The 19,442-nt window shown below is 60.4% G+C and carries 13 protein-coding genes and 1 tRNA gene; 7 read left to right on the forward strand and 7 right to left on the reverse strand.

Annotation, left to right across the window (positions count from 1 at the left end; genetic code table 11):
- Positions 1-120 precede the first annotated feature (120 nt).
- Positions 121-1,314, reverse strand: a complete 1,194-nt coding sequence (locus IGB42_RS11015; protein ID WP_159671454.1) for an AGE family epimerase/isomerase — start codon at positions 1,312-1,314, stop codon at positions 121-123.
- Between the two features lie 54 nt (positions 1,315-1,368).
- Positions 1,369-2,070 (reverse strand): flagellar basal body P-ring formation chaperone FlgA, encoded by a 702-nt coding sequence (gene flgA, locus IGB42_RS11020; RefSeq protein WP_159671456.1) that lies wholly within the window; start codon positions 2,068-2,070, stop codon positions 1,369-1,371.
- A gap of 94 nt (positions 2,071-2,164) precedes the next feature.
- On the opposite strand from flgA, the gene apaG reads away from it, so the two are divergent.
- Positions 2,165-2,548, forward strand: a complete 384-nt coding sequence (gene apaG, locus IGB42_RS11025) for a Co2+/Mg2+ efflux protein ApaG (RefSeq protein ID WP_159671458.1) — start codon at positions 2,165-2,167, stop codon at positions 2,546-2,548.
- A 76-nt stretch (positions 2,549-2,624) separates the two neighbouring features.
- The gene (locus IGB42_RS11030) at positions 2,625-4,418 is read left to right on the forward strand and encodes an ABC transporter ATP-binding protein/permease (RefSeq protein ID WP_159671460.1); all 1,794 of its coding nucleotides are present in this window, start codon (positions 2,625-2,627) and stop codon (positions 4,416-4,418) included.
- Between the two features lie 95 nt (positions 4,419-4,513).
- Here the strand turns inward: IGB42_RS11030 and IGB42_RS11035 are convergent, their stop codons facing one another.
- The gene (locus tag IGB42_RS11035; protein ID WP_159671462.1) at positions 4,514-5,725 is read right to left on the reverse strand and encodes a GAF domain-containing sensor histidine kinase; all 1,212 of its coding nucleotides are present in this window, start codon (positions 5,723-5,725) and stop codon (positions 4,514-4,516) included.
- Between the two features lie 254 nt (positions 5,726-5,979).
- On the opposite strand from IGB42_RS11035, the gene IGB42_RS11040 reads away from it, so the two are divergent.
- Complete coding sequence (locus IGB42_RS11040; protein ID WP_159671464.1) at positions 5,980-6,477, forward strand: hypothetical protein; 498 nt, start codon at positions 5,980-5,982, stop codon at positions 6,475-6,477.
- A gap of 310 nt (positions 6,478-6,787) precedes the next feature.
- On the opposite strand, the gene IGB42_RS11045 is transcribed toward IGB42_RS11040, so the two are convergent.
- Positions 6,788-6,861 (reverse strand) — tRNA-Gly (locus IGB42_RS11045).
- 186 nt (positions 6,862-7,047) lie between these two features.
- Here IGB42_RS11045 and IGB42_RS11050 point away from each other — a divergent pair.
- The 4 genes from IGB42_RS11050 to IGB42_RS11065 all read left to right on the forward strand — a co-directional run bounded on the left by IGB42_RS11050 (position 7,048) and on the right by IGB42_RS11065 (position 13,493).
- On the forward strand, positions 7,048-7,656 hold the full coding sequence (locus tag IGB42_RS11050) for a TetR/AcrR family transcriptional regulator (RefSeq protein ID WP_159671466.1): 609 nt from the start codon (positions 7,048-7,050) through the stop codon (positions 7,654-7,656).
- Positions 7,657-7,722: 66 nt separating this feature from the next.
- Positions 7,723-8,913: an efflux RND transporter periplasmic adaptor subunit gene (locus tag IGB42_RS11055; protein WP_159671468.1), complete on the forward strand. Its 1,191-nt coding sequence runs from the start codon at positions 7,723-7,725 to the stop codon at positions 8,911-8,913.
- Positions 8,914-8,925: 12 nt separating this feature from the next.
- Positions 8,926-12,075, forward strand: a complete 3,150-nt coding sequence (locus IGB42_RS11060; protein WP_159671470.1) for an efflux RND transporter permease subunit — start codon at positions 8,926-8,928, stop codon at positions 12,073-12,075.
- Complete coding sequence (locus IGB42_RS11065) at positions 12,075-13,493, forward strand: efflux transporter outer membrane subunit (protein WP_236822550.1); 1,419 nt, start codon at positions 12,075-12,077, stop codon at positions 13,491-13,493. The genes IGB42_RS11060 and IGB42_RS11065 overlap by 1 nt, the downstream gene beginning before the upstream one ends.
- A 139-nt stretch (positions 13,494-13,632) precedes the next feature.
- Here IGB42_RS11065 and IGB42_RS11070 read toward each other — a convergent pair whose 3' ends face one another.
- The 3 genes from IGB42_RS11070 to IGB42_RS11080 are packed head-to-tail and all read right to left on the reverse strand — an operon-like array spanning position 13,633 to position 19,396.
- Positions 13,633-15,069: an efflux transporter outer membrane subunit gene (locus IGB42_RS11070; RefSeq protein WP_159671472.1), complete on the reverse strand. Its 1,437-nt coding sequence runs from the start codon at positions 15,067-15,069 to the stop codon at positions 13,633-13,635.
- Positions 15,062-18,238: an efflux RND transporter permease subunit gene (locus tag IGB42_RS11075; RefSeq protein WP_159671474.1), complete on the reverse strand. Its 3,177-nt coding sequence runs from the start codon at positions 18,236-18,238 to the stop codon at positions 15,062-15,064. The genes IGB42_RS11070 and IGB42_RS11075 overlap by 8 nt, the downstream gene beginning before the upstream one ends.
- A 9-nt stretch (positions 18,239-18,247) precedes the next feature.
- Positions 18,248-19,396 carry an efflux RND transporter periplasmic adaptor subunit gene (locus IGB42_RS11080; protein ID WP_159671476.1) on the reverse strand — a complete coding sequence of 383 codons (1,149 nt, stop codon included), beginning with the start codon at positions 19,394-19,396 and terminating at the stop codon, positions 18,248-18,250.
- Positions 19,397-19,442 lie beyond the last annotated feature (46 nt).

The raw sequence follows: 19,442 nt of genomic DNA on the forward strand, positions 1-19,442 counted from the left end.
GCGGAAACTCAAGCTTCCGCAAGGTGCTGAAGGCGCGGTTTGGGTTTGCTCCTGTCTCTTTTTGACACGCTTCAACGGCCGTAGTTCGTGCTGGCTGGGCTCTGCAGGGAGACGGCGGGGTCATTCGCGGATGACGTTCAGCACTTCATAGCAGGCACCCATGGTGTGGTAATCGGTCTTGCCGGCCGGGGATTTCTCGTCATCCACCTTGCGGTTATCAGGGGTGAGAATGCGGAACCACGCGCCATGCTGATGATCGACGAAATGCTGCCAGCTGTATGCCCAGATCCGGTCGTACCAAATCCAATAGCTGGCGTCGCCAGTGGCGTCGGCCAGCAAGGCGGCGGCGGCGAATGATTCGGCCTGTACCCAGAAATACTTGTCTTTGTCATATGGCTGGCCGGCCAGGTCGTAGCCGTAAATCAGCCCGCCGTGCTGGTGATCCCATCCTGCACCGACTGCCGCATCGAACAATTCCCGTGCACGCTGCACGTGCCAATCTGCCGGCGCATGGCGATGCAGGATCAGCAGCAGCTTTGCCCATTCGGTCTGATGGCCGGTCTGGAAGCCCCACGGGCGGAAGATGTTGGTCTTGTCGCCCTTGTTGTACGCCAGATCTGGCTGCCAATCCGGCTTGAAATGCTCCCACACCTGCCCACCCGTCAAGCCGGCCTGGCGGCGGGTAAAGTGCGCTGCCAACAGTTGCGCGCGGGCCAGGTAGCGCTGCTCGCCAGTGGCTTCATACGCGGCCAGCATCGCTTCGCAGCCGTGCATATTGTCATTCTGGCCGCGGTAATCGGTCAGCACCCAGTCGGCGCTGGCTTCGCTGGCGTATACGCCATGTTCGGGCAGCCAGAAATGCTGCTCCATCAAGTCATAGGTTTCGGCTAGCCAGCCACGCGCTTCTTCGATACCGGCTTTCACGCCGCACGCATATGCCAGCATCACGAAGGCAAGGCCATAGCAGTGATTGGTGGCGTCGATGACTGCGCCATCGCGCAGCAGCCAGGCGTAGCCGCCAGTTACCGGATTGCGGTGTACATCCCGGATGTATTTCAGCCCATGCACCACGCGATCCAGATACTGTGGCTTGCCAAACTGGCGATAAGCCATGGCATGGTTGAAAACGAAGCGCGTGCTCGAGACCAAGTGACGGGTATGCACGTCGTAGACGGTGCCGTCGTCCTTGAAGAAATGGTAAAAGCCGCCGGCCGGGTCTACCACGCGCGGATCGTAAAACGACATGGTGTGGCGGATATGATCGAGCAGGAAGGCGCGGCTCTGGAATACGGGGTGGGCGGGGTTCGCGGGCATGGCGGGCTCCGGTTCGACAGGTACCCAGCATAACGCCGCGGCGCGGCGCTGAAACTAAGGGGTAATCTCTACCACGCCATTGCTGCGGGCAATGCCTTGCACGATCTGGCTGGTGCCCACGCGCACGCGCACCACCTGGCCTTCAGCGGCGGCCTGCAGCGCGGTGCCGTCGTTGCTGACTTCAAGGCCCCCGTCGCGGTACAGCACTTTTACCCGCTGGTTCTGCTGGATGACCATGGCGGCACGCAGCATCTCGGCCCTGACCACGCCGCCCGAGGCTACCGCTGAATTGAGCGTGCGCCCCATTGCCTGCGTCGGATCGAGGATGACACTGCCCGGCAACAGCGCCAGATCACCCTGTTGTGCCACCAGATCGCCCGGGCCGATTTCCTTGCCGGCCTGCAACGGCCGCGATGCGACATAGTAAGTGGACTGGATCGATACCTTGACCGGCACGTTCACACCCCAGGCAGCGCCATCCACGCAGCGCACCCGCACCATGGTGTTGCCAACCAGCCGGTAGCCATTGGGCAACTGGATATCGAACGCATTGCAGGCATCGAGCTTGAGGCGCGTATCGATCTGGCCGATCTGGTAGCTCGACAGCCCCTGACTGTTGGCCAGCTGCGCATCAAGCCAGTCACCCACTGCACGCTGGATGCCCTTGAGTTCCTGGCCGGCAGGTGCCGCCGTGGCGGCGGAAAAGGCAGCCATGCAGGCCGTGGCAATGACAAACAGCTGGGAAATTGGGCGCATGCGTTGATGATAAACCGTGCGGCAGCGGAATTGCAGCACGGCATGCGGCGGCAATCAGCTAAAATTCACCAACCGCATGCCACAGAAGCCCGCAATGTCCAATCCAGACCGCTATGTCATCAAGGTTGTTGCCGAGTCTTTCTTCCTGCCCGAGCAATCGGACGAAGACGAAGACCGTTACGTGTTTGCCTACCAGATCACCATCATCAACCAGGGCGAGGTGGCGGCGCAGCTGATTTCACGCCACTGGATCATCACCGACATGGACAACAAGGTGGAAGAGGTGCGCGGCAAGGGCGTAATCGGCGAGCAACCGGTACTGGAACCTGGCCAGTCGTTCGAATACATGAGTGGTGCCACGCTGGAAACGCCGGTGGGCACCATGCGTGGCAGTTACCGCATGCGCACTGCCGAAGGGTACGAGTTCGATGCGGACATTCCCGAGTTTGTGCTGTCCATCCCGCGCATCCTGCATTGAGTTGCATCACAGGCACTGGTTTTACCGGCGATAGCCCCCATATGCGGTCTATTGTGCACTGACTACAAGCAGATCCATGGCTACCACACCTACGCCCGCCAAGCCGGCATCGCGCAACGACTGGCAAACCATCCGTTCGCTGCTTCCCTACCTGTGGCAATACAAGACGCGGGTGGTGGTGGCACTCAGCCTGCTGGTGTTTGCCAAGTTTGCCAATGTGGCGGTGCCGCTGGTACTCAAGGGTATCGTCGATGCGCTTGATGGCAGCAAGGCTGCGCTGATCCTGCCCCTGTCGCTGGTGCTGGCCTATGGCGCATTGCGCCTGTGCTCATCGGTATTCGGTGAATTGCGCGATGCGGTATTCGCCAAGGTCACGCAGGGCGCCATCACGCGCATTGCCTTGCAGGTGTTCGATCACCTGAATGCGCTCAGCCTGCGCTTCCATCTGGAGCGCCAGACCGGCGGCATGAGCCGCGATATCGATCGCGGTACCAAGGGTATTGCCTTCCTGCTCAATTTCACGCTGTTCAATATCCTGCCCACGTTGGTGGAAATCGTGCTGGTGGCAGCCATCCTGCTGAAAAAGTACGACTGGTATTTTGCTGCGATCACCTTTTTCACCATCGTCATCTACATCGCTTTCACGCTGGGCATTACCGAATGGCGCATGCGCTTTCGCCGTGAAATGAACGAGCTCGATTCCAAGGCCAATACCAAAGCCGTGGATGCATTGCTCAATTACGAAACGGTGAAGTACTTCAACAACGAACGCTGGGAAGCGGCACGTTACGAAAAAAGCCTGCGCAGCTGGGAGGATGCTTCGGTCAAGAACCAGGTATCGCTATCGTTCCTGAACGCTGGCCAGGCCGGCATCATCGCGCTGGGTGTGACCGCGCTGGTGTGGCTGGCTGCCAACGAAGTGGTGCATGGCCGCATGACGCTGGGCGATCTGGTGCTGGTGAACGCCTTCCTGCTGCAGCTTTACGCGCCGCTCAACTTCCTGGGCTTCGTGTACCGCGAAATCAAGCATTCGCTGGCGGACATGGAAAAGATGTTCACGCTGCTCAACCAGAATACCGAAGTCAAGGATTCGCCCGACGCCAGGGAACTGAAGACCGAACATGCGGCCATCCGCTTCGAGAACGTCGATTTCGGTTATGACCGCAACCGGCAGATCCTGGATGGCGTCAGCCTGAGCATCCCTGCCGGCCATACTGTCGCCGTGGTCGGTGCGAGCGGTGCCGGCAAATCAACGCTGTCGCGTCTGCTGTATCGTTTTTACGATGTGTGGGATGGGCATGTCACGATCAATGGCACCGATCTGCGCGAACTGACGCAAACCAGCCTGCGTGGCCATATCGGCATCGTGCCGCAGGATACCGTGTTGTTCAACGACACCATCTACTACAACATCGCCTACGGCAAACCGGGTTCCAGCCGCGAGGAAGTGATCGAGGCCGCCAAGGCCGCGCATATTTATGAGTTCATCCAGAAATTGCCGGAGGGTTTCGACACCATGGTGGGCGAGCGTGGCCTCAAGCTCTCCGGTGGTGAAAAACAACGCGTCGCCATCGCCCGCACGGTGCTGAAGAACCCGCCCATCCTGATTTTCGATGAGGCGACCTCCGCGCTGGATTCGAAAACGGAAAAAGCCATCCAGGCCGAGCTGAAAGCCATTTCCGCCAACCGCACCACGCTGGTCATCGCCCACCGGCTATCGACCATTGCCGATGCCGATGAAATCATCGTGCTCGATGGTGGCAAGGTGGTGGAGCGCGGCGAACACCGGGCGTTGCTGGAAGCCAATGGCGCGTATGCACGCCTCTGGGCGTTGCAGCAGCATGATGAGGCAGAAGGGCTGGCGGTCTGAGAGGGCGCACCTGTTGCTGAAGCTGAAGGGGCGTCGGCTACCCCGCCAGGTGGCGCGGGATGCCGTTGTGCCGGTGCTGGCCTGATACTGCGCGGCTAAGCTGCCGGCGCAGTGCCACAACTGCCAGCCGTGCAGCCGGTGGGCAGGGTGAAGGTGAACGATGTTGCGCCATTTGCCGATTGCACGCCGAGCGTGCCACCGTGCGAGCGGGCAATTTCATGGGCGATATACAACTCTAGCCCTAAACCGGTAGCCGGGTTCTTGTTGGCGCCGCGCCGGTATGGCTTGAACAGGTGGGGCTGTACCTCTGGCGCGATGGTCGGCCCATGGTTGCGTACGGCCAGCACGAACGCCCCCTCGGTCGTCATCGCGTGTACCTGCACCGTTTGCCCCGGTGTGCCGTGTGTCAGCGCGTTGGTCAGCAGATTGGCCAGCAGCTGCGCAAGCCGCACCGGATCGCATTCGATACCGCTGGCGATGTCCATCTCGCATTCGATGCGGGTGTCGGGAAACGCACTTTGCAGCTCCGAAACCACTTGCGCAAGGTCATCGCGCAGCGTGTCTGTTTGCCGAGTGCGCAGCGCAATGCCGCCGCCCAGCCGGCCGCGGGCAAAATCCAGTACATCATCGATCAGCATGGAAATGCGTTGGCCGCTCTGCCGGATGCTGCCGACAATGGCCGCAGCTTTTTCATCCAGCCCCTTCTTCTGCAACACGGCAGCGCCAGCCAGAATGGACGCCAATGGCGTGCGCAGATCATGGCCCAATACGGCAATGAACTGTTCGCGCAGTTCGGCGCTTTCCTGGGCGCTCAGCAAGGCATCGCGGCTTTCGCCCAGCCGTTGCTCGCTTTCCAGCTGCAGCGAAATCAGCTCGGCAAACAGGGTCAGGGTACTGAGCGTCCTGGCATTGTTCAGTTGCGCGGGTAGCGGATCCAGCGCGCACAACGAACCGAAATAGCCACCACCGCTGCGATAGATCGGCACGGAGATATAGCTCTCGAAGCCGTACATCTTCGGGGTGACGTGATTGTGGTACAGCGGATCTTCACTGGCTTTGTCGATGATGACCGCAGTATTGGTATTGCGCACCTTGTCGCACAGCGTGGTGCTGAGTTCCAGCCCATCCCCTGCCTGCAGGCCCAGGCCGATGCCATCGAGCACCGCGCACGCCGTCCACGATTCCGCGGTAACCCGCGCCACGCAGGCAAAGCGCAGGCCGGTACTCTGCGTGACCACCTGCAGGATTTTCGGTACCGCCTCGATCGCCTGTACCGCGGCAACATCTGCCGCCAGCGACTGTTCCATACACTGCTTCGCCTTGATCAATGGTTGGGCAAGCAGTCGGTGCTGCTGGCAAGAAGCGACCTTAACATTCTTGCTGCTGGCGCAGTATGCGTCGCGCGGCAAATTGCACGGGCATAGGGATGGCCATTGTTTTGCCGGGTATCTACCAATATTTACCTCCGTATCATTTGCGCAGGTCTGCGTGGCGGTCTCGTGATAATCATTGGCGGTGTTGGCGATATCTCTCGCCAATACCAGATGGCAGGTCAAAACTGATGCGAACCGATGACGTTATCTTTTATTACCTGGCCGCCATGCCACCGGTTTGTGCAGCATATTGGCTGTACCGGTTCAGAAACTTCCGGATGCTCGGTCCCGCCATGGCGGCGACCTGTCTGGCCACGCGGTTGCCAGCCATGTTGCAATGTCCGGAGCGCAGCAATAGCGAAGGGTGTGTGTGGGCGATATCGCTATTACCGCTCTATCTGCTTCTGGCTGCAGTTTTCATCATGCCGTCTATCTATCTGATCGGCAGCCTTGCATATCGGTACAGAAATCATAAAACGCTTGGCGTTGCCTTGTTGCTTGCCGCCGCGGTGTTGTTATCGCCTGCAGTCCGGTATTGCGGCGTGAATTTCAATGCGATGCAGTGCGCACATGCAAACGCTTACCATCTGATTGGCACGTTTACCCAGCTGCTTGGTTTATTCACGATGTTATATGCATTGTTCACCGCAGGCATTGTCATGGCCACACGCAGGCGCAGCAGGTAAAGCCAGGTGAATGCGCACGCCATCGGCTGTGTTGGCCGCATCGGTGGAGAACAGGATGCTGCAATGTGCGCCACGTAGCATCTTGGAAGGGCTCTAAATTTCGGCAGCATTATGGCGTTGACATCAAGAACGATCGTTCTATATAGTCACCGAAGTTGTGGCGGTGATGGAAAAATGCGGCGGTGGCCAGTGCAACGTTTGCACCGGCTACAGCGGGCTGTAACGCGCTTCAACCCGGCATCCATCAAGAGCCTGCATGTAAAGCAAAACGCCCGGAACCTGTCTGGGCATCGGGCGCTGTGTACAAATCTGGAGCGGGCGACGGGAATCGAACCCGTGTTCCGAGCTTGGGAAGCTAGTGTCTTACCATTAGACGACGCCCGCAGAGGCTCGCATTCTATGCGCTTTGCCGGGGGTAAAGCAACTTCGGGCACCAAATGCGGTCTTGATGCTGACTTTATGATTACATGGAATGTATCATCACTCAGACATCGTTGAATGTATGTCGATTGACTGGACTGACCAGTCTAAATTAGACTGGACGCACTAGTCTAAATGGCGATGATCCGTATGAATGCCAGTTCAACACCAGGCAGCGATAGCGTTGATCGCGTGCTTGAGGCTGCCAGCCAGCTGTTTTGCGAAGAAGGCTTCCGCGCCAGCATCGATAAGGTTGCCGAGCGTGCGGGTGTGGCGCGCCAGACCGTTTACAACCGTTTTGGCAGCAAAACGGAGCTGTTCCGCGCGGTGATGCAGCGTGTGTGTACCGATCTGCATGAAACGCTCGAAGCGCGCGATGGCGCCTTGCGTGAACAGCTGGTCGATTTTGCGCTGCGTTTTCGCGCGCATGTGATGAGTGCCGAAAACATCAGCGCGCACCGCGCGCTGATTGCCGAGGTGCCACGTTTTCCGGAGCTGGCCAATGCGTTGCTCGAAAACGGCCCCTGTCGTACCCGCGATCAGCTGGCTTCTTTGCTATCGCATGAAATGGACGCTGGCCGCCTGCTCAAGGCAGATGCTTCCGAGGCTGCAGAGTTCCTGATCGAAGTCGTGGTCGGTTTTGATCACACCCGCTTGCTGTTCGGCGGTGAGCCGCCTTTACCTGCACAGGAGCAGGGCAAGGTCGAGCGCATTGTCGATACGTTTTTGCGTGCCTATGCACCGCAGGCTGCCGGCTGATGCCGGCAGTTGCCATACCGTTTACCAAAGTCAGAAAACCACAAATCATCTAGTCAGGAGTTCACGATGCCTCAGTCTCATCTGCGCAATTCCGTCCTGATCGCCAGCATTGCGCTGGCGCTTGCCGCATGTGGCAAGAAGGACGATGCCGCCCAGGGCGGCGCGGGTGGCCAAATGCCGCCCCAGGAAGTCGCCGTCATTACCGCATCCGCCGGCGACTCGTCGCTGACGCGTGATCTGCCAGGCCGTATTGCCGCGTACCGCTCTGCGGAAGTGCGTGCTCAGGTGGAAGGCATCTTGCAAAAGCGCCTTTACGAAGAAGGCAGCGAGGTCAAGGCCGGCCAGCCGCTGTTCCAGATCGACCCGAGCACGCTGGCTGCGAACGTGGCTGCCGCAGAAGCTGCGCTGGCGCGTGCACAGGCCAATGCCGATATCGCCAAGCAAACCCTTGCCCGCTACCAGAAGCTGGTGGATGTGGAGGGCGTTTCCAAGCAGGAACTGGATCAGGCCAATTCGCAAAGCAAGCAGGCCTTGGCCGATGTGCTGTCTGCCGATGCCGCGCTGAAAAAGGCCCGCATCGATCTGGGCCATGCCAGCGTGACTGCGCCGATCTCCGGCCGTACCAGCCGTGCGCTGGTCTCCGAAGGCTCGCTGGTGGGCCGTGGCGAAGCCACACAGCTGACCACAGTCGAGCAGATCGATCCCATCTACGTGAACTTCACACAATCGGGTTCGGAAGTCTTCAAGTTCAAGCAGATGATGAAGGAAGGCAAGCTCAAGGCCGGTTCCGCCGTGCCGGTCGACCTGATTCTGGAAGATGGCACCGTTTACGCCACCAAGGGCAAGCTGCTGTTTGCCGAGCAGACGGTCGACCCGGCTACCGGTACCGCTACCTTGCGCGCCGAGTTTGCCAACCCGGATCGTTTACTGCTGCCGGGCATGTTCGGCACCGTCCGCCTGTCGCTGGGTGAGCTGGGTGGTTCCATCCGCGTACCGCAACGCGCCGTGATGGCCAGCCCGCAAGGTCAGTTCGTATTCATCGTGGGTGCCGACAAGAAAGTGGCTGCAGCCCCGGTCAAGACCGGCGGGTTCTCGGGTACTGACTGGATCATCACCAGCGGTCTGAAGGGCGGCGAACAAGTCATCGTGGGCGGCCTGCAGAAGGTTGGCCCGGGTGCGGTCGTCAATCCGGTTGCCGCGAATGCGTCGGCACCATCAGCTGCAGGTGCCTCGGCTCCGGCCGCCAAAGCTCAATAAGGGAGAGCACGCATGTTTGCTCGCTTTTTTATCGATCGCCCGATTTTCGCGTGGGTGATCGCCATCATCATCGTTCTGGCAGGGTTGCTGGCGATGCGGGCACTGCCGATTGCGCAGTACCCGGAAGTTGCCCCGCCAGGTTTGAGCATCACGACCAGTTACCCTGGCGCCAGCGCCAAGGTGGTTGAAGAGACCGTTACCTCGCTGATCGAGCAGGAAATGAACGGGATCGAGAACCTGCTGTACATGTCGTCCGAAAGTGACAGCAGCGGCAACGTCAGCATCTCGCTCACCTTCAAGACCGGCACCAATCTGGATATTGCATCGGTGGATGCGCAGAACCGCGTGAAGCGGGTCGAAGCGCGCTTGCCGGATGAAGTACGCCAGCAGGGTGTGCAGGTCCTGAAGTCGCGTGACAACTACCTGCTGTTCATCACCATGTTCTCGCCGGATGATTCGTACGACGAAGTCGCGCTGGGCAGTTACGTCAATGCCAACGTGATCGACGTATTGCGCCGCGTGCCGGGCGTGGGCGAAGCGCAGCTGTTCGGTTCCGAGTACGCAATGCGCATCTGGCTGGATCCGGCCAAGCTCGCCGGTTTCAAGATGAGCCCGGCCGAAGCACTGGCTGCGGTACGTGCACAGAACGTACAGCTGGCAACGGGTGAAATCGGTGCATTGCCGTCGCCGAAGGGCCAGCAGTTTACCGCTACCGTGGTCACGCAGGGCCGTTTCGTCACGCCTGAGGAATTCGGCAACATCGTGCTGCGCGAAGGCGCGAACGGTGCGCTGGTTCACCTCAAGGATGTGGCCAAGGTCGAGCTGGGTGCTGCCAGCTATGACGTGCAGGCGCGCCTGAACGGCAAGCCGATTGCTGCCATCGGCGTGAAGCTGTCGCCGGATGGCAATGCAGTGCAGGCAGCAGCGGCAATCCGCGAGCGCATGACCAGCCTGTCGCAGTACTTCCCCAAGGGGGTAAGCTGGGAGATTCCGTACGATACCTCCAAGTTCATCGACATCTCCATCGAGGAAGTGATCAAGACGTTGGCTGAAGCCATCGCGCTGGTGTTCGTGGTGATGTACCTGTTCCTGGGTAACCTGCGGGCTACGCTGATCCCCACCATCGTGGTGCCGATTGCGTTGACCGGCGCCTTGCTGGGCCTCTACCTGTTCGGTTACTCGATCAATGTGCTGACCATGTTCGCCATGGTGCTGGCGATCGGTATCCTGGTTGACGATGCCATCGTGGTGATCGAAAACGTCGAACGGATCATGAGCGAGGAAGGGCTGGCGCCGCGAGAGGCCACACAAAAAGCCATGGGCCAGATCATCGGGGCGATCATTGCGATCACGCTGGTGTTGACCGCGGTGTTCATCCCGATGGCGTTCTTCAGCGGCTCGGTGGGTGCGATCTATCGCCAGTTCTCGGTCACGCTGGTGCTGACCATGTTCTTCTCTGCGCTGATGGCGCTGACCCTGACGCCGGCTCTGTGCGCAACCTTGCTCAAACCGATCAAGAAGGGCGAAGAGGGCCATGGTTCCAAGGGCTTCTTTGGCTGGTTCAACCGCAAGTTTGGCGCGATGACCGATGGTTATCAGGGCTGGGTAGGCAAGATCCTGCGCAAGAGCGGCTTGGCACTGGTGTTCTTCGCCTTGCTGCTGGTGGCAACCGGCTGGATGTTTACCCGCCTGCCGTCGTCCTTCCTGCCGGAAGAAGACCAGGGCTACTTCATCAACATCGTGCAGTTGCCTGCCGGTGCCACGCGCGAGCGTACGGTGGATGTGGTACAGCAGGTTGAAAAACACTTCATGGCGCAGCCTGCGGTGGAGCGCGTGGTGTCTGTGGTGGGTTTCAGCTTCTTCGGCCGTGGCCAGAACGCCGCGCTGGCGTTCGTCACGCTGAAAGACTGGAAGCAGCGTACCACGCCGGAAACGCAGGTGGATTCGCTGGTCGGTGCCGCCAACATGATGCTGTTCCGCATCAAGGAAGCGTTCATCTTCTCGACCAACGTGCCGCCGATTCCGGAATTGGCGTCGGTAGGTGGCTTCGACTTCCGTCTGCAGGACCGTGCCGGCCTGGGCCGTGAAAAGCTGCTGGAAGCGCGCAACATGTTGCTGGGCATGGCCAGCCAGAACCCGAATCTGGCCGGCGTACGTCCGGAAGGGCAAGAGCCTGGTCCGCAGGTGTATCTGGAAGTGAACAAGGTCAAGGCCAGTCAGCTGGGCATCGACATGAACGAGCTCAACAGCACGCTGTCGGTCGCGCTCGGTTCTGCGTATGCCAACGACTTTGTCCGCGAAGGCCGTATCCTGCGCGTGCTGATGCAGGCCAATCCGGATACGCGCACCAAGCCGGAAGACCTGATGCGCCTGCAGCTGAAAACCCGCAATGGCGGGCTGGTGCCGCTGTCCGAAATCGCCACCTCGACCTGGGTGGTCGGTGAGGCCAAGCTGGACCGCTACAACGGTTTGCCTTCGTACAAGCTGGCCGGTGGCCCCGCGCCGGGCAAGAGCTCGGGTGACGCAATGAATGCCATGGAAGACATGGCAGCCAAGTTGCCATCCGGTGTGGGTTTCGAGTGGTCGGGAACCTCGTACGAAGAAAGGTTGTCAGGGGATCAGGCGCCGTTCCTGTTCGCGCTGTCCATCCTTGTGGTGTTCCTGTGCCTTGCCGCGCTGTACGAAAGCTGGTCCATCCCGTTTGCCGTTCTGTGGGTGGTACCGCTGGGTATCTTCGGTGCTGTGGTGGCGATGAGCCTGCGTGGTTTGCCCAATGATGTGTATTTCAAGGTGGGTCTGATTGCGATTATCGGTTTGTCGTCGAAGAACGCGATCCTGATCATCGAGTTTGCCCGTGACCTGCAGCGCCAGGGCCTGAGCGTGATGGATGCCACACTGGAAGCCTGCCGTCTGCGCTTCCGCCCCATCCTGATGACGTCGATTGCCTTCATCGCCGGCGTGATGCCGCTGGCCATCAGTTCGGGTGCCGGTGCGCAAAGCCGCCATGCGCTGGGTACTGGCGTGGTGGGCGGGATGGTTGCTGCCACCCTGCTGGCCGTGTTCCTGGTGCCGGTGTTCTTCGTGGTGGTGCGCAAGCTCTTCCCGGAGAAGACCAAGGTTCGCGCCGATGAGCCACAACAAACCGTGGATGATCATCGCTGATGAAAAAAGTTGAGGATTACACCATGCGCAATGTATTTATCCTGAGCCCGCTGGTGGCATTGCTGGCTGCATGCTCGATGGCGCCGACCTACGAGCGGCCGGCGCTGCCGGTACCTGCATCGCAAGGGCAGGCTGCTGCAGCGGATGTCACTTTGCCGCAGTGGCAGGCCTACTTCACCGATCCGGTGCTCAAGCCGCTGATTGAAACCGCGCTGGCCAACAACCGCGATCTGCGTGTTGCCACCGCGCGTATCCAGGAGGCGAGGGCGCTGTACGGCATCACCAATGCCGAGCGCTTCCCCACACTCGGTGCCAATGGCAACGAATCGGTGGCGCGTGTGCCCAAGACGGTGACTGGCGGTACCGATGGTGCGATTTCCCGCCAGTACAACGTCAATCTGGGTGTGACCGCGTACGAGCTGGATTTCTGGGGCCGCGTTGCCAGTCTGTCCGAAGCCGCACGCAACAGCTATCTGGCTACTGAAGAAGCGCAGCGTTCGGCGCGCATTGCGCTGATCGGCGATGTGGCCAATGCCTACTGGAATGCCCGTGGTTTTGCGGAGCGGGCAGACTTTGCCGGCAAGGCAGCGGATGCGTATCGCCAGAGCCTGAAGGTGGTGAACCGCCAGTATGAGGTGGGCACATCCAACCGGCTGGAAGCGTTGCAGGCAGAAGCGTCAGTCGACACCGCGCTGGCTGAGCAGGCCAACCTGCTGCGTCAGGCGCGCAATGCATTGAATGCATTGCAGTTGCTGGTGGGTGCGCCGGTGGCATTGCCGCCACCGTCGGCCAAGCTGGTCGATACCGTGCCATCGAGCACGGTGCCGGAAGGCATTTCGTCGACCACGCTGCTGCTGCGCCCGGATGTACGCCAGGCGGAGCTGACGCTGAAGGCCGCCAATGCCAATATCGGTGCGGCCCGCGCGGCGTTCTTCCCACAGATCACGCTGACTGCCAGTGCGGGTACCGCCAGTGCGCAGCTGGGCGATCTGTTCAGCAGTGGCAGCGGTGCCTGGTCGTTCATGCCGCAGATCACGCTGCCGATCTTCGATGGTGGCCGCAACAAATCCAACCTGGATCTGGCTGAGGCGCGCAAGGTGATTGCGGTCGCACAGTACGAGAAAACCGTGCAGACCGCGTTCAGTGAAGTGGCCAACGTGTTGTCGGACCAGCAGGGCCTGGAAGACTTCCTGGTGGCCAATCGCCGTGTGGTGGAGCGCCAGAGCGGCCGGTTGAAGATCGCCATGGCGCGTTACGAGGCGGGGGTGGACAACTACCTGCAGGTACTCGATGCGCAACGCGCGCTGTATCTGGCCCAGCAAGCACTGATCGAAGCATCACGCGCACGCCTTGCCGTTACTGCGGATGCCTTCAAGGCATTGGGTGGCGACGAGCAGAAAGCGCTGGATGCATCGTGAGTTGATGCAGCAAAACGCAACAAACAAAAACCCGGCTCAGGCCGGGTTTTTGTTTGGATACTGCTTATGTTGAGCCGGATGGTTCGCTACGACCGGGCATCAGCACACGATTGAGCGGCCGCAGCGAGCGGGGCAGTGCTTACTTCGCTGCAGTATTGGCCAAATCAACTCGCCAGCCACCACCCAGCGCCTTGATCAGCGTCAGTTGGGAAATCAGCTGGTCCCGCTGTGCACTCACCAGCTGGAGCTGTGCCGAGAATTGTGAACGCTCGGCGTCCAGCACTTCCAGGTAGCTGGAATAGCCGTTGTCGTAACGCAGCTGGGACAGCGTAACCTGGCGGGTGAGCGCAACGGTTTGCTGTGCCAGCGCATCTGCACGTTCCCGGCTGTGTGCGATCTCGGAGAAGGCAATGCGCACGTCGCCGAATGATTGCCGCACCGCCTGCTCATAGCTGATCAGCGCCTGTTTCTCTTGCGCGCGGGCCTGATCGACCTGTGATGCGGTCAAGCCGTTGTCGAACAAGGGCATGGCCAGGTTGCCGGCGTAAGACCATACCCTGGATGGCCCCTTGAACAGATCACCGAACTCCACGCTCTGCACGCCGAACAAACCGGTCAGCGTAATGCGCGGGAAGTAGCCGGCGCGCGCCACCTGTACATTGGCACGCCGCGCTTGCAGTATCGCTTCGGCGGACTGGATATCCGGCCTGCGCAGCAGCAGATCGGATGGCAAACTGGCGGGCAGCCCGGTGGCACCGGGCAGGGTGGCCGAAATACGCGGGCCACGCTCGGCGGCGCTGCCGTACACTTCCTTGGGGCTGGCGCCGGTCAGGATGATCAGTGCGGTTTCTGCCTGGGCTTGCGATGACTGCAACTGTGGTAGCGCGGCACGTGCATCCATCAATTCCGCTTCCGCCTGGCGCACGTCCAGTTCGGAAGTCATGCCGCCCTTGAAGCGCTTCTGGCGCAACTGGTACGAATCTTCACGCGAAGCCAGGGTTTGTCTGGCGATTTCGACCTGGTCATCCAGCGCACGCAGGTTGAAATAGGCCTCCGCAGTGGCGGCGCTGACCGACAGCAAGGTGGTGGCGCTGCCCAGCTCGGTAGCACGCAATTGTTCTACCGCGGCTTCACGCTGGTTGCGTACCCGTCCCCACAAATCGATTTCCCAGCTGGCATTGGCAGCGAATTCGTAGCTGTCGTACGGGTTGGGCGACAAGCCACGTTGCGTGCCATTTTGCGATACGCGCTGACGGGCACCGCTGGCGCCCAAGTCCAGCCGCGGCAGTTGCTCTGCCGATGCAATGCCCAGCGCAGCGCGTGCTTCCTCGATACGTGACAAGGCCAGTTGTACATCCGCGTTGCGGGCGCGCGCCAGCGCTACCAGCCGGGTCAGCGCCGGATCGCCAAACAGCAGCCACCATTGCGGATCCACCTGGGCCACTTCGCTGCCTGCCGGCAGCTCGAGTACCACGGGGCTACGGTCGGGGTTGAACGCACACGCGCTCAGCGCCGCGGCCAGCGCCAATGCAATGATGCGGGGTGTCATGCGGCGGGGGAGCAGACGTTTACTCATGATCGGCCCCTCCGGTTTTTTCTGCAGGGATGGCGGCAGCATCTCCCGTTACCGGTGCTGCGGTTTCAGGTTTCTTCTTTTCCGAAACCTGCATGATCAGGCGGAAAAATAGCGGCACGAAGAAGGTGGCCACCAGGGTGGCTGCCAGCATGCCGCCGATCACACCGGTCCCGATGGAGTGACGGCTAGCCGCCCCGGCGCCGCTGGAGGTGACCAGCGGTACGCAACCCAGGATGAACGCCAGCGAGGTCATCACGATGGGCCTGAAGCGCAAGCGGGCTGATTCCAGAGCTGCTTCCATCAGTGTCATGCCGCCGTGGTATTGCTCCACGGCGAATTCGACAATCAGGATGGCGTTCTTCGCCGCCAGCCCGATCAGCGTAACCAGGCCAATCTGGAAGTACACGTCGTTGTTCAGGCCCACGATCCAGATGGACAGCAGCGCACCGAACAGTGCAAACGGCACCGCGGTGATCACCGCAAGCGGCAAGGTCCAGCGCTCGTACTGCCCGGCCAGGATCAGGAACACCATGATGATGCCGAAGATGAACGCCTGTGTAGAGGTACTGCCAGCCAGTTTTTCCTGATACGCGCTGCCCATCCAGGCCAGCGAATAATCGCCACTGAGTGCTTCGGCAGCCACTTCTTCCGCGGCCTTGATTGCCTGGCCGGTGGAGTACTCCGGCGACGGTTGCAGCATTACCTTGGCGGCAGAGAACACGTTGAAGCGTTCCACCAGTTCCGGGCCGGTGATGCGCTCGACGCGTACCAGCGAATCGAGCGGAATCATGCTGCCATTGGTCGAGCGCACGAACACGTTGCGGATGTCTTCCGGGCGCGAGCGGAAATCGGCTTCCGATTGCAGCTGCACCTTGTAGGTGCGGCCAAACATGTTGAAATCGTTCACATACAGCGAGCCAAACGTGGCGGACAGCGCATTGAACACCTGGTCAACCGGCACACCCAGCGTCTTGGCCTTGTCGCGGTCCAGGTCGAAAAACATCTGCGGCACGGTAGCGCGGTAGGTGGTGGTCACGCTGGAAAATTCCGGGCGCTTCTGCGCTGCAGCGATGTACGTCTGCATCGCTTCCTGTATCTGCCGCGGATCGGTACTGGCGCGGCTCTGGATATACGCTTCCAGCCCGCCAGTGGTGGACATGCCGGTGATTGCAGGCGGGTTGAACGCCAGCACCACCGATTCCTTGATCTGCGAGCCCTGCGCCATCATCTGCTTGACCAGCGAAAACGAATCCTGCCCTTTGCCCTTGCGTTCGTCCCAATCCTTGAGCGTGACGAACATCGCGGCGGCGTTGGAACGGTAGGTGCTCGACAGCAGGTCGAACCCGGTCATGTTCAGCACCTGGTCGACGTTTTCGTTCTTCAGCAGGAAATCATCGATCTGCGCGGTGACCGCCTGCGTGCGCTTGAGCGATGCAGCGTCCGGCATCACCGGCACGATCATCAGATAGCCTTGGTCTTCGTCAGGTACCAAGCCGCCGGGGATGGTCTTGAACAGCAGCGCCAGCAACACGATCAGCACGCCAAACACCGCGAAAGCGGCAAACACACGGCGGTTGAGGAAGGTTACCCCGCTGACATAACCACCGGTCAGCTTGTCGAAACCGCGGTTGAACGCGCGGAAGAAACGGTTGGGTTCGCCGTGATGCTCCTTGAGCATGATCGCGCACAGTGCAGGCGTCAGCGTCAGCGCCACGATGCCGGAAATCACCACCGATACCGCAATGGTCACCGCAAACTGCTTGTACATCACGCCGGTCATGCCACCCATGAAGGCGACGGGCAGGAACACCGAGCACAGCACCAGCACGATGGCGATGACGGGACCCGATACTTCTTCCATGGCCTTGATGGCAGCCACCTTGGCCGAGCAGCGGTCGGTGCGCATGATGCGCTCGACGTTCTCCAGCACCACGATGGCATCGTCAACCACGATACCGATCGCCAGCACCAAGCCGAACAGCGTCAGCAGGTTGATCGAGAAACCCAGCAGGTACATGCCGGCAAAGGTGCCGATCAGCGATACCGGCACCGCCAGGCAAGGGATCAGCGTGGCGCGCCAATTCTGCAGGAACAGGAACACCACGATGAACACCAGAATGATGGCCTCGAACAGCGTATGGACCACTTCCTCGACCGAAATCTTCACGAACTTGGTGGTGTCGTAGGGGATCGAGTAAATCATGCCCGGCGGAAAACGCGGCTTGATTTCATCCATCTTGGCACGCACGGCATTGATCACGCCCAATGCATTGGCGCCCGGCTGCAGATACACACCGATGCCGACAGTGGGCTTGCCATTGCGCTTGGAGACCACGTCATACGCGGATGAACCCAGTTCTACCCGTGCCACATCCTTGATCTTGGTTTGCGAGCCATCCGGGTTGTTGCGCAGGATGATGTTCTCGAATTCCTTCGGGTCTTCCAGTCGGCCCTTGGCGGTGGCGGTATAGGTAAATTCCAGCGTATGGCTATTCGGTTCCGCACCCACCTTGCCGGTAGCGAATTGCTTGTTCTGTTCCTGGATGGCGCTTTGCACGTCCGACGGCGTCATGCCCAGTTGCGCCAGCTTGTCCGGGCGCAGCCATACGCGCATCGCGTAGTCGCCGGCACCAATTACCGAGATATCGCCCACGCCCTTGATGCGCTTGAGCTCATCCACCACGTTGAGCGTGGCGTAGTTGGCCAGATACAGGCCGTCATAGCGGCCATCGGCAGCGTCGAGCGTCACGAAGGCCAGAATGGCGGTGGATTTTTTCTTCACCGTCACGCCCTGGCGCTTCACTTCCTCGGGCAATTGCGCCATCGCCGCCTGTACGCGGTTGTTGACGTTGATGGTGGCCTGGTCGGGATCAGTGCCGATCTCGAAATACACGTTCAGGTTCATCGAGCCGTTGGATGCGGCCGACGACTGCATGTACAGCATGTCCTCGACACCGTTCACCTGCTGCTCGATCGGCGCGGCAACGGTTTCGGCGATCACCTGTGGTGAGGCGCCGGGGTAGTTGGCGGCAACGGACACCACTGCGGGCACGATTTGTGGATATTGCTCGATGGACAGCGCCTTGATGGAAACCAGGCCAGCCAGCGTGATGATGATGGAAACGACACTGGCCAGGATCGGCCGCTCGATGAAGACCTTGGAAATCATGACGGCCCCTTACTTCGCAGCGTCGGCGCTGGCTGGTGCGCTGGCAACGGTTACCGTTACCGTGCTGCCCGGCCGTGCTTTCAGGATGCCCTCCACGATCACGCGCTCGCCACCTTTCAGGCCTTTGTCGATCACGTAGTCATTGCCATGCGTGGCGCCCAGTTCCACCGGGTGGGGCTCGACCACATTCTTGTCGTTTACTACCAGCACTACCTTGCTGGCCTGCTGTTGCACCACGGCGCGCTGCGGCACCAGGATGGCATTCTTGAGTGTGGCGCCGTGAATCAGCACACGCACGAACTGGCCGGGCAACAATCTGCTGTCCGGGTTGGGGATGACTGCGCGGGCCTTGATGGTGCCGGTGCTGGGGTCCACCTTGCTGTCGGCAAAGTCGAGCATGCCGCGGCGCTCGTAAATCGAACCGTCTGCCAGCTTGAGTTCGATTTCGAAACGGTTGTTTTTGGGCAACACCATGCGGCCGGCTTTGGCTGCCGCCTGCAGCGCCAGCTGGTCAGCCTCGGAGAACGAGAAATTGGCGTAGAGCGGGTCGAGCTGCGCAATGGTGGTCAGCAGGCCGCCGCTGGCTGTCTGGCTGACCAGGCTGCCTTCAGACACATTCAGCTTGCTGGCCATGCCGCCGATCGGTGCCACTACCTCGGTGTAGCCCAGGTTGATCTGCGCTTCCTGTGTTTTGGCCGTAGCGGCGTCCAGATTGGCAACGGCCGAATCGTAGGCGGCCAGTGCGTCATCGTAATCTTTTCTGGAAACCGCGTTTTCCTTGTAAAGCGGGATCACGCGTTCCTTGTCGAGCCGGCTTTTGTCCATCGCCGACTTGGCCTGCGCCTGCACGCCGCGCGCCTGGTCGAGCGCAGCCTTGTACGGCGCCGGGTCGATCTGGAACAGGAGCTGGCCTTCCTTCACCGGCTGGCCTTCGGTGTATGTACGACGCAACAAAATACCCTCGACGCGTGCGCGTACATCGATCTCGCGGTAGCCCGCTGTTTGGCCCACCGCCTCGAACACGGTGGGGACATCGGCTTTACGCGCTTCGATCACTGCCACGGCTGCGGGCGGTGCCTGCCTGGCCTCCTCCTTTTGCCCGCATGCAGCAAGCAGGGCCAGAAACGGAAGGGCAAAAGCAAAGCGGGCATTCGGCATGGCGCGAGCCTTGTAGGTAGTCTGAAAAATTGATCGTCGCGAGCGG

It is taken from the genome of Andreprevotia sp. IGB-42, assembly GCF_009848685.1.
GTDB lineage: Bacteria > Pseudomonadota > Gammaproteobacteria > Burkholderiales > Chitinibacteraceae > Andreprevotia.

Excerpts from the sequence above, each read along its gene's own strand:
- IGB42_RS11015 (WP_159671454.1), bottom strand. The coding sequence starts at position 1,314 with ATGCCCGCGAACCCCGCCCACCCCGTATTCCAGAGCCGCGCCTTCCTG.
- flgA (WP_159671456.1), bottom strand. The coding sequence starts at position 2,070 with ATGCGCCCAATTTCCCAGCTGTTTGTCATTGCCACGGCCTGCATGGCT.
- apaG (WP_159671458.1), top strand. The coding sequence starts at position 2,165 with ATGTCCAATCCAGACCGCTATGTCATCAAGGTTGTTGCCGAGTCTTTC.
- IGB42_RS11030 (WP_159671460.1), top strand. The coding sequence starts at position 2,625 with ATGGCTACCACACCTACGCCCGCCAAGCCGGCATCGCGCAACGACTGG.
- IGB42_RS11035 (WP_159671462.1), bottom strand. The coding sequence starts at position 5,725 with ATGGAACAGTCGCTGGCGGCAGATGTTGCCGCGGTACAGGCGATCGAG.
- IGB42_RS11040 (WP_159671464.1), top strand. The coding sequence starts at position 5,980 with ATGCGAACCGATGACGTTATCTTTTATTACCTGGCCGCCATGCCACCG.
- IGB42_RS11050 (WP_159671466.1), top strand. The coding sequence starts at position 7,048 with ATGAATGCCAGTTCAACACCAGGCAGCGATAGCGTTGATCGCGTGCTT.
- IGB42_RS11055 (WP_159671468.1), top strand. The coding sequence starts at position 7,723 with ATGCCTCAGTCTCATCTGCGCAATTCCGTCCTGATCGCCAGCATTGCG.
- IGB42_RS11060 (WP_159671470.1), top strand. The coding sequence starts at position 8,926 with ATGTTTGCTCGCTTTTTTATCGATCGCCCGATTTTCGCGTGGGTGATC.
- IGB42_RS11065 (WP_236822550.1), top strand. The coding sequence starts at position 12,075 with ATGAAAAAAGTTGAGGATTACACCATGCGCAATGTATTTATCCTGAGC.
- IGB42_RS11070 (WP_159671472.1), bottom strand. The coding sequence starts at position 15,069 with ATGAGTAAACGTCTGCTCCCCCGCCGCATGACACCCCGCATCATTGCA.
- IGB42_RS11075 (WP_159671474.1), bottom strand. The coding sequence starts at position 18,238 with ATGATTTCCAAGGTCTTCATCGAGCGGCCGATCCTGGCCAGTGTCGTT.
- IGB42_RS11080 (WP_159671476.1), bottom strand. The coding sequence starts at position 19,396 with ATGCCGAATGCCCGCTTTGCTTTTGCCCTTCCGTTTCTGGCCCTGCTT.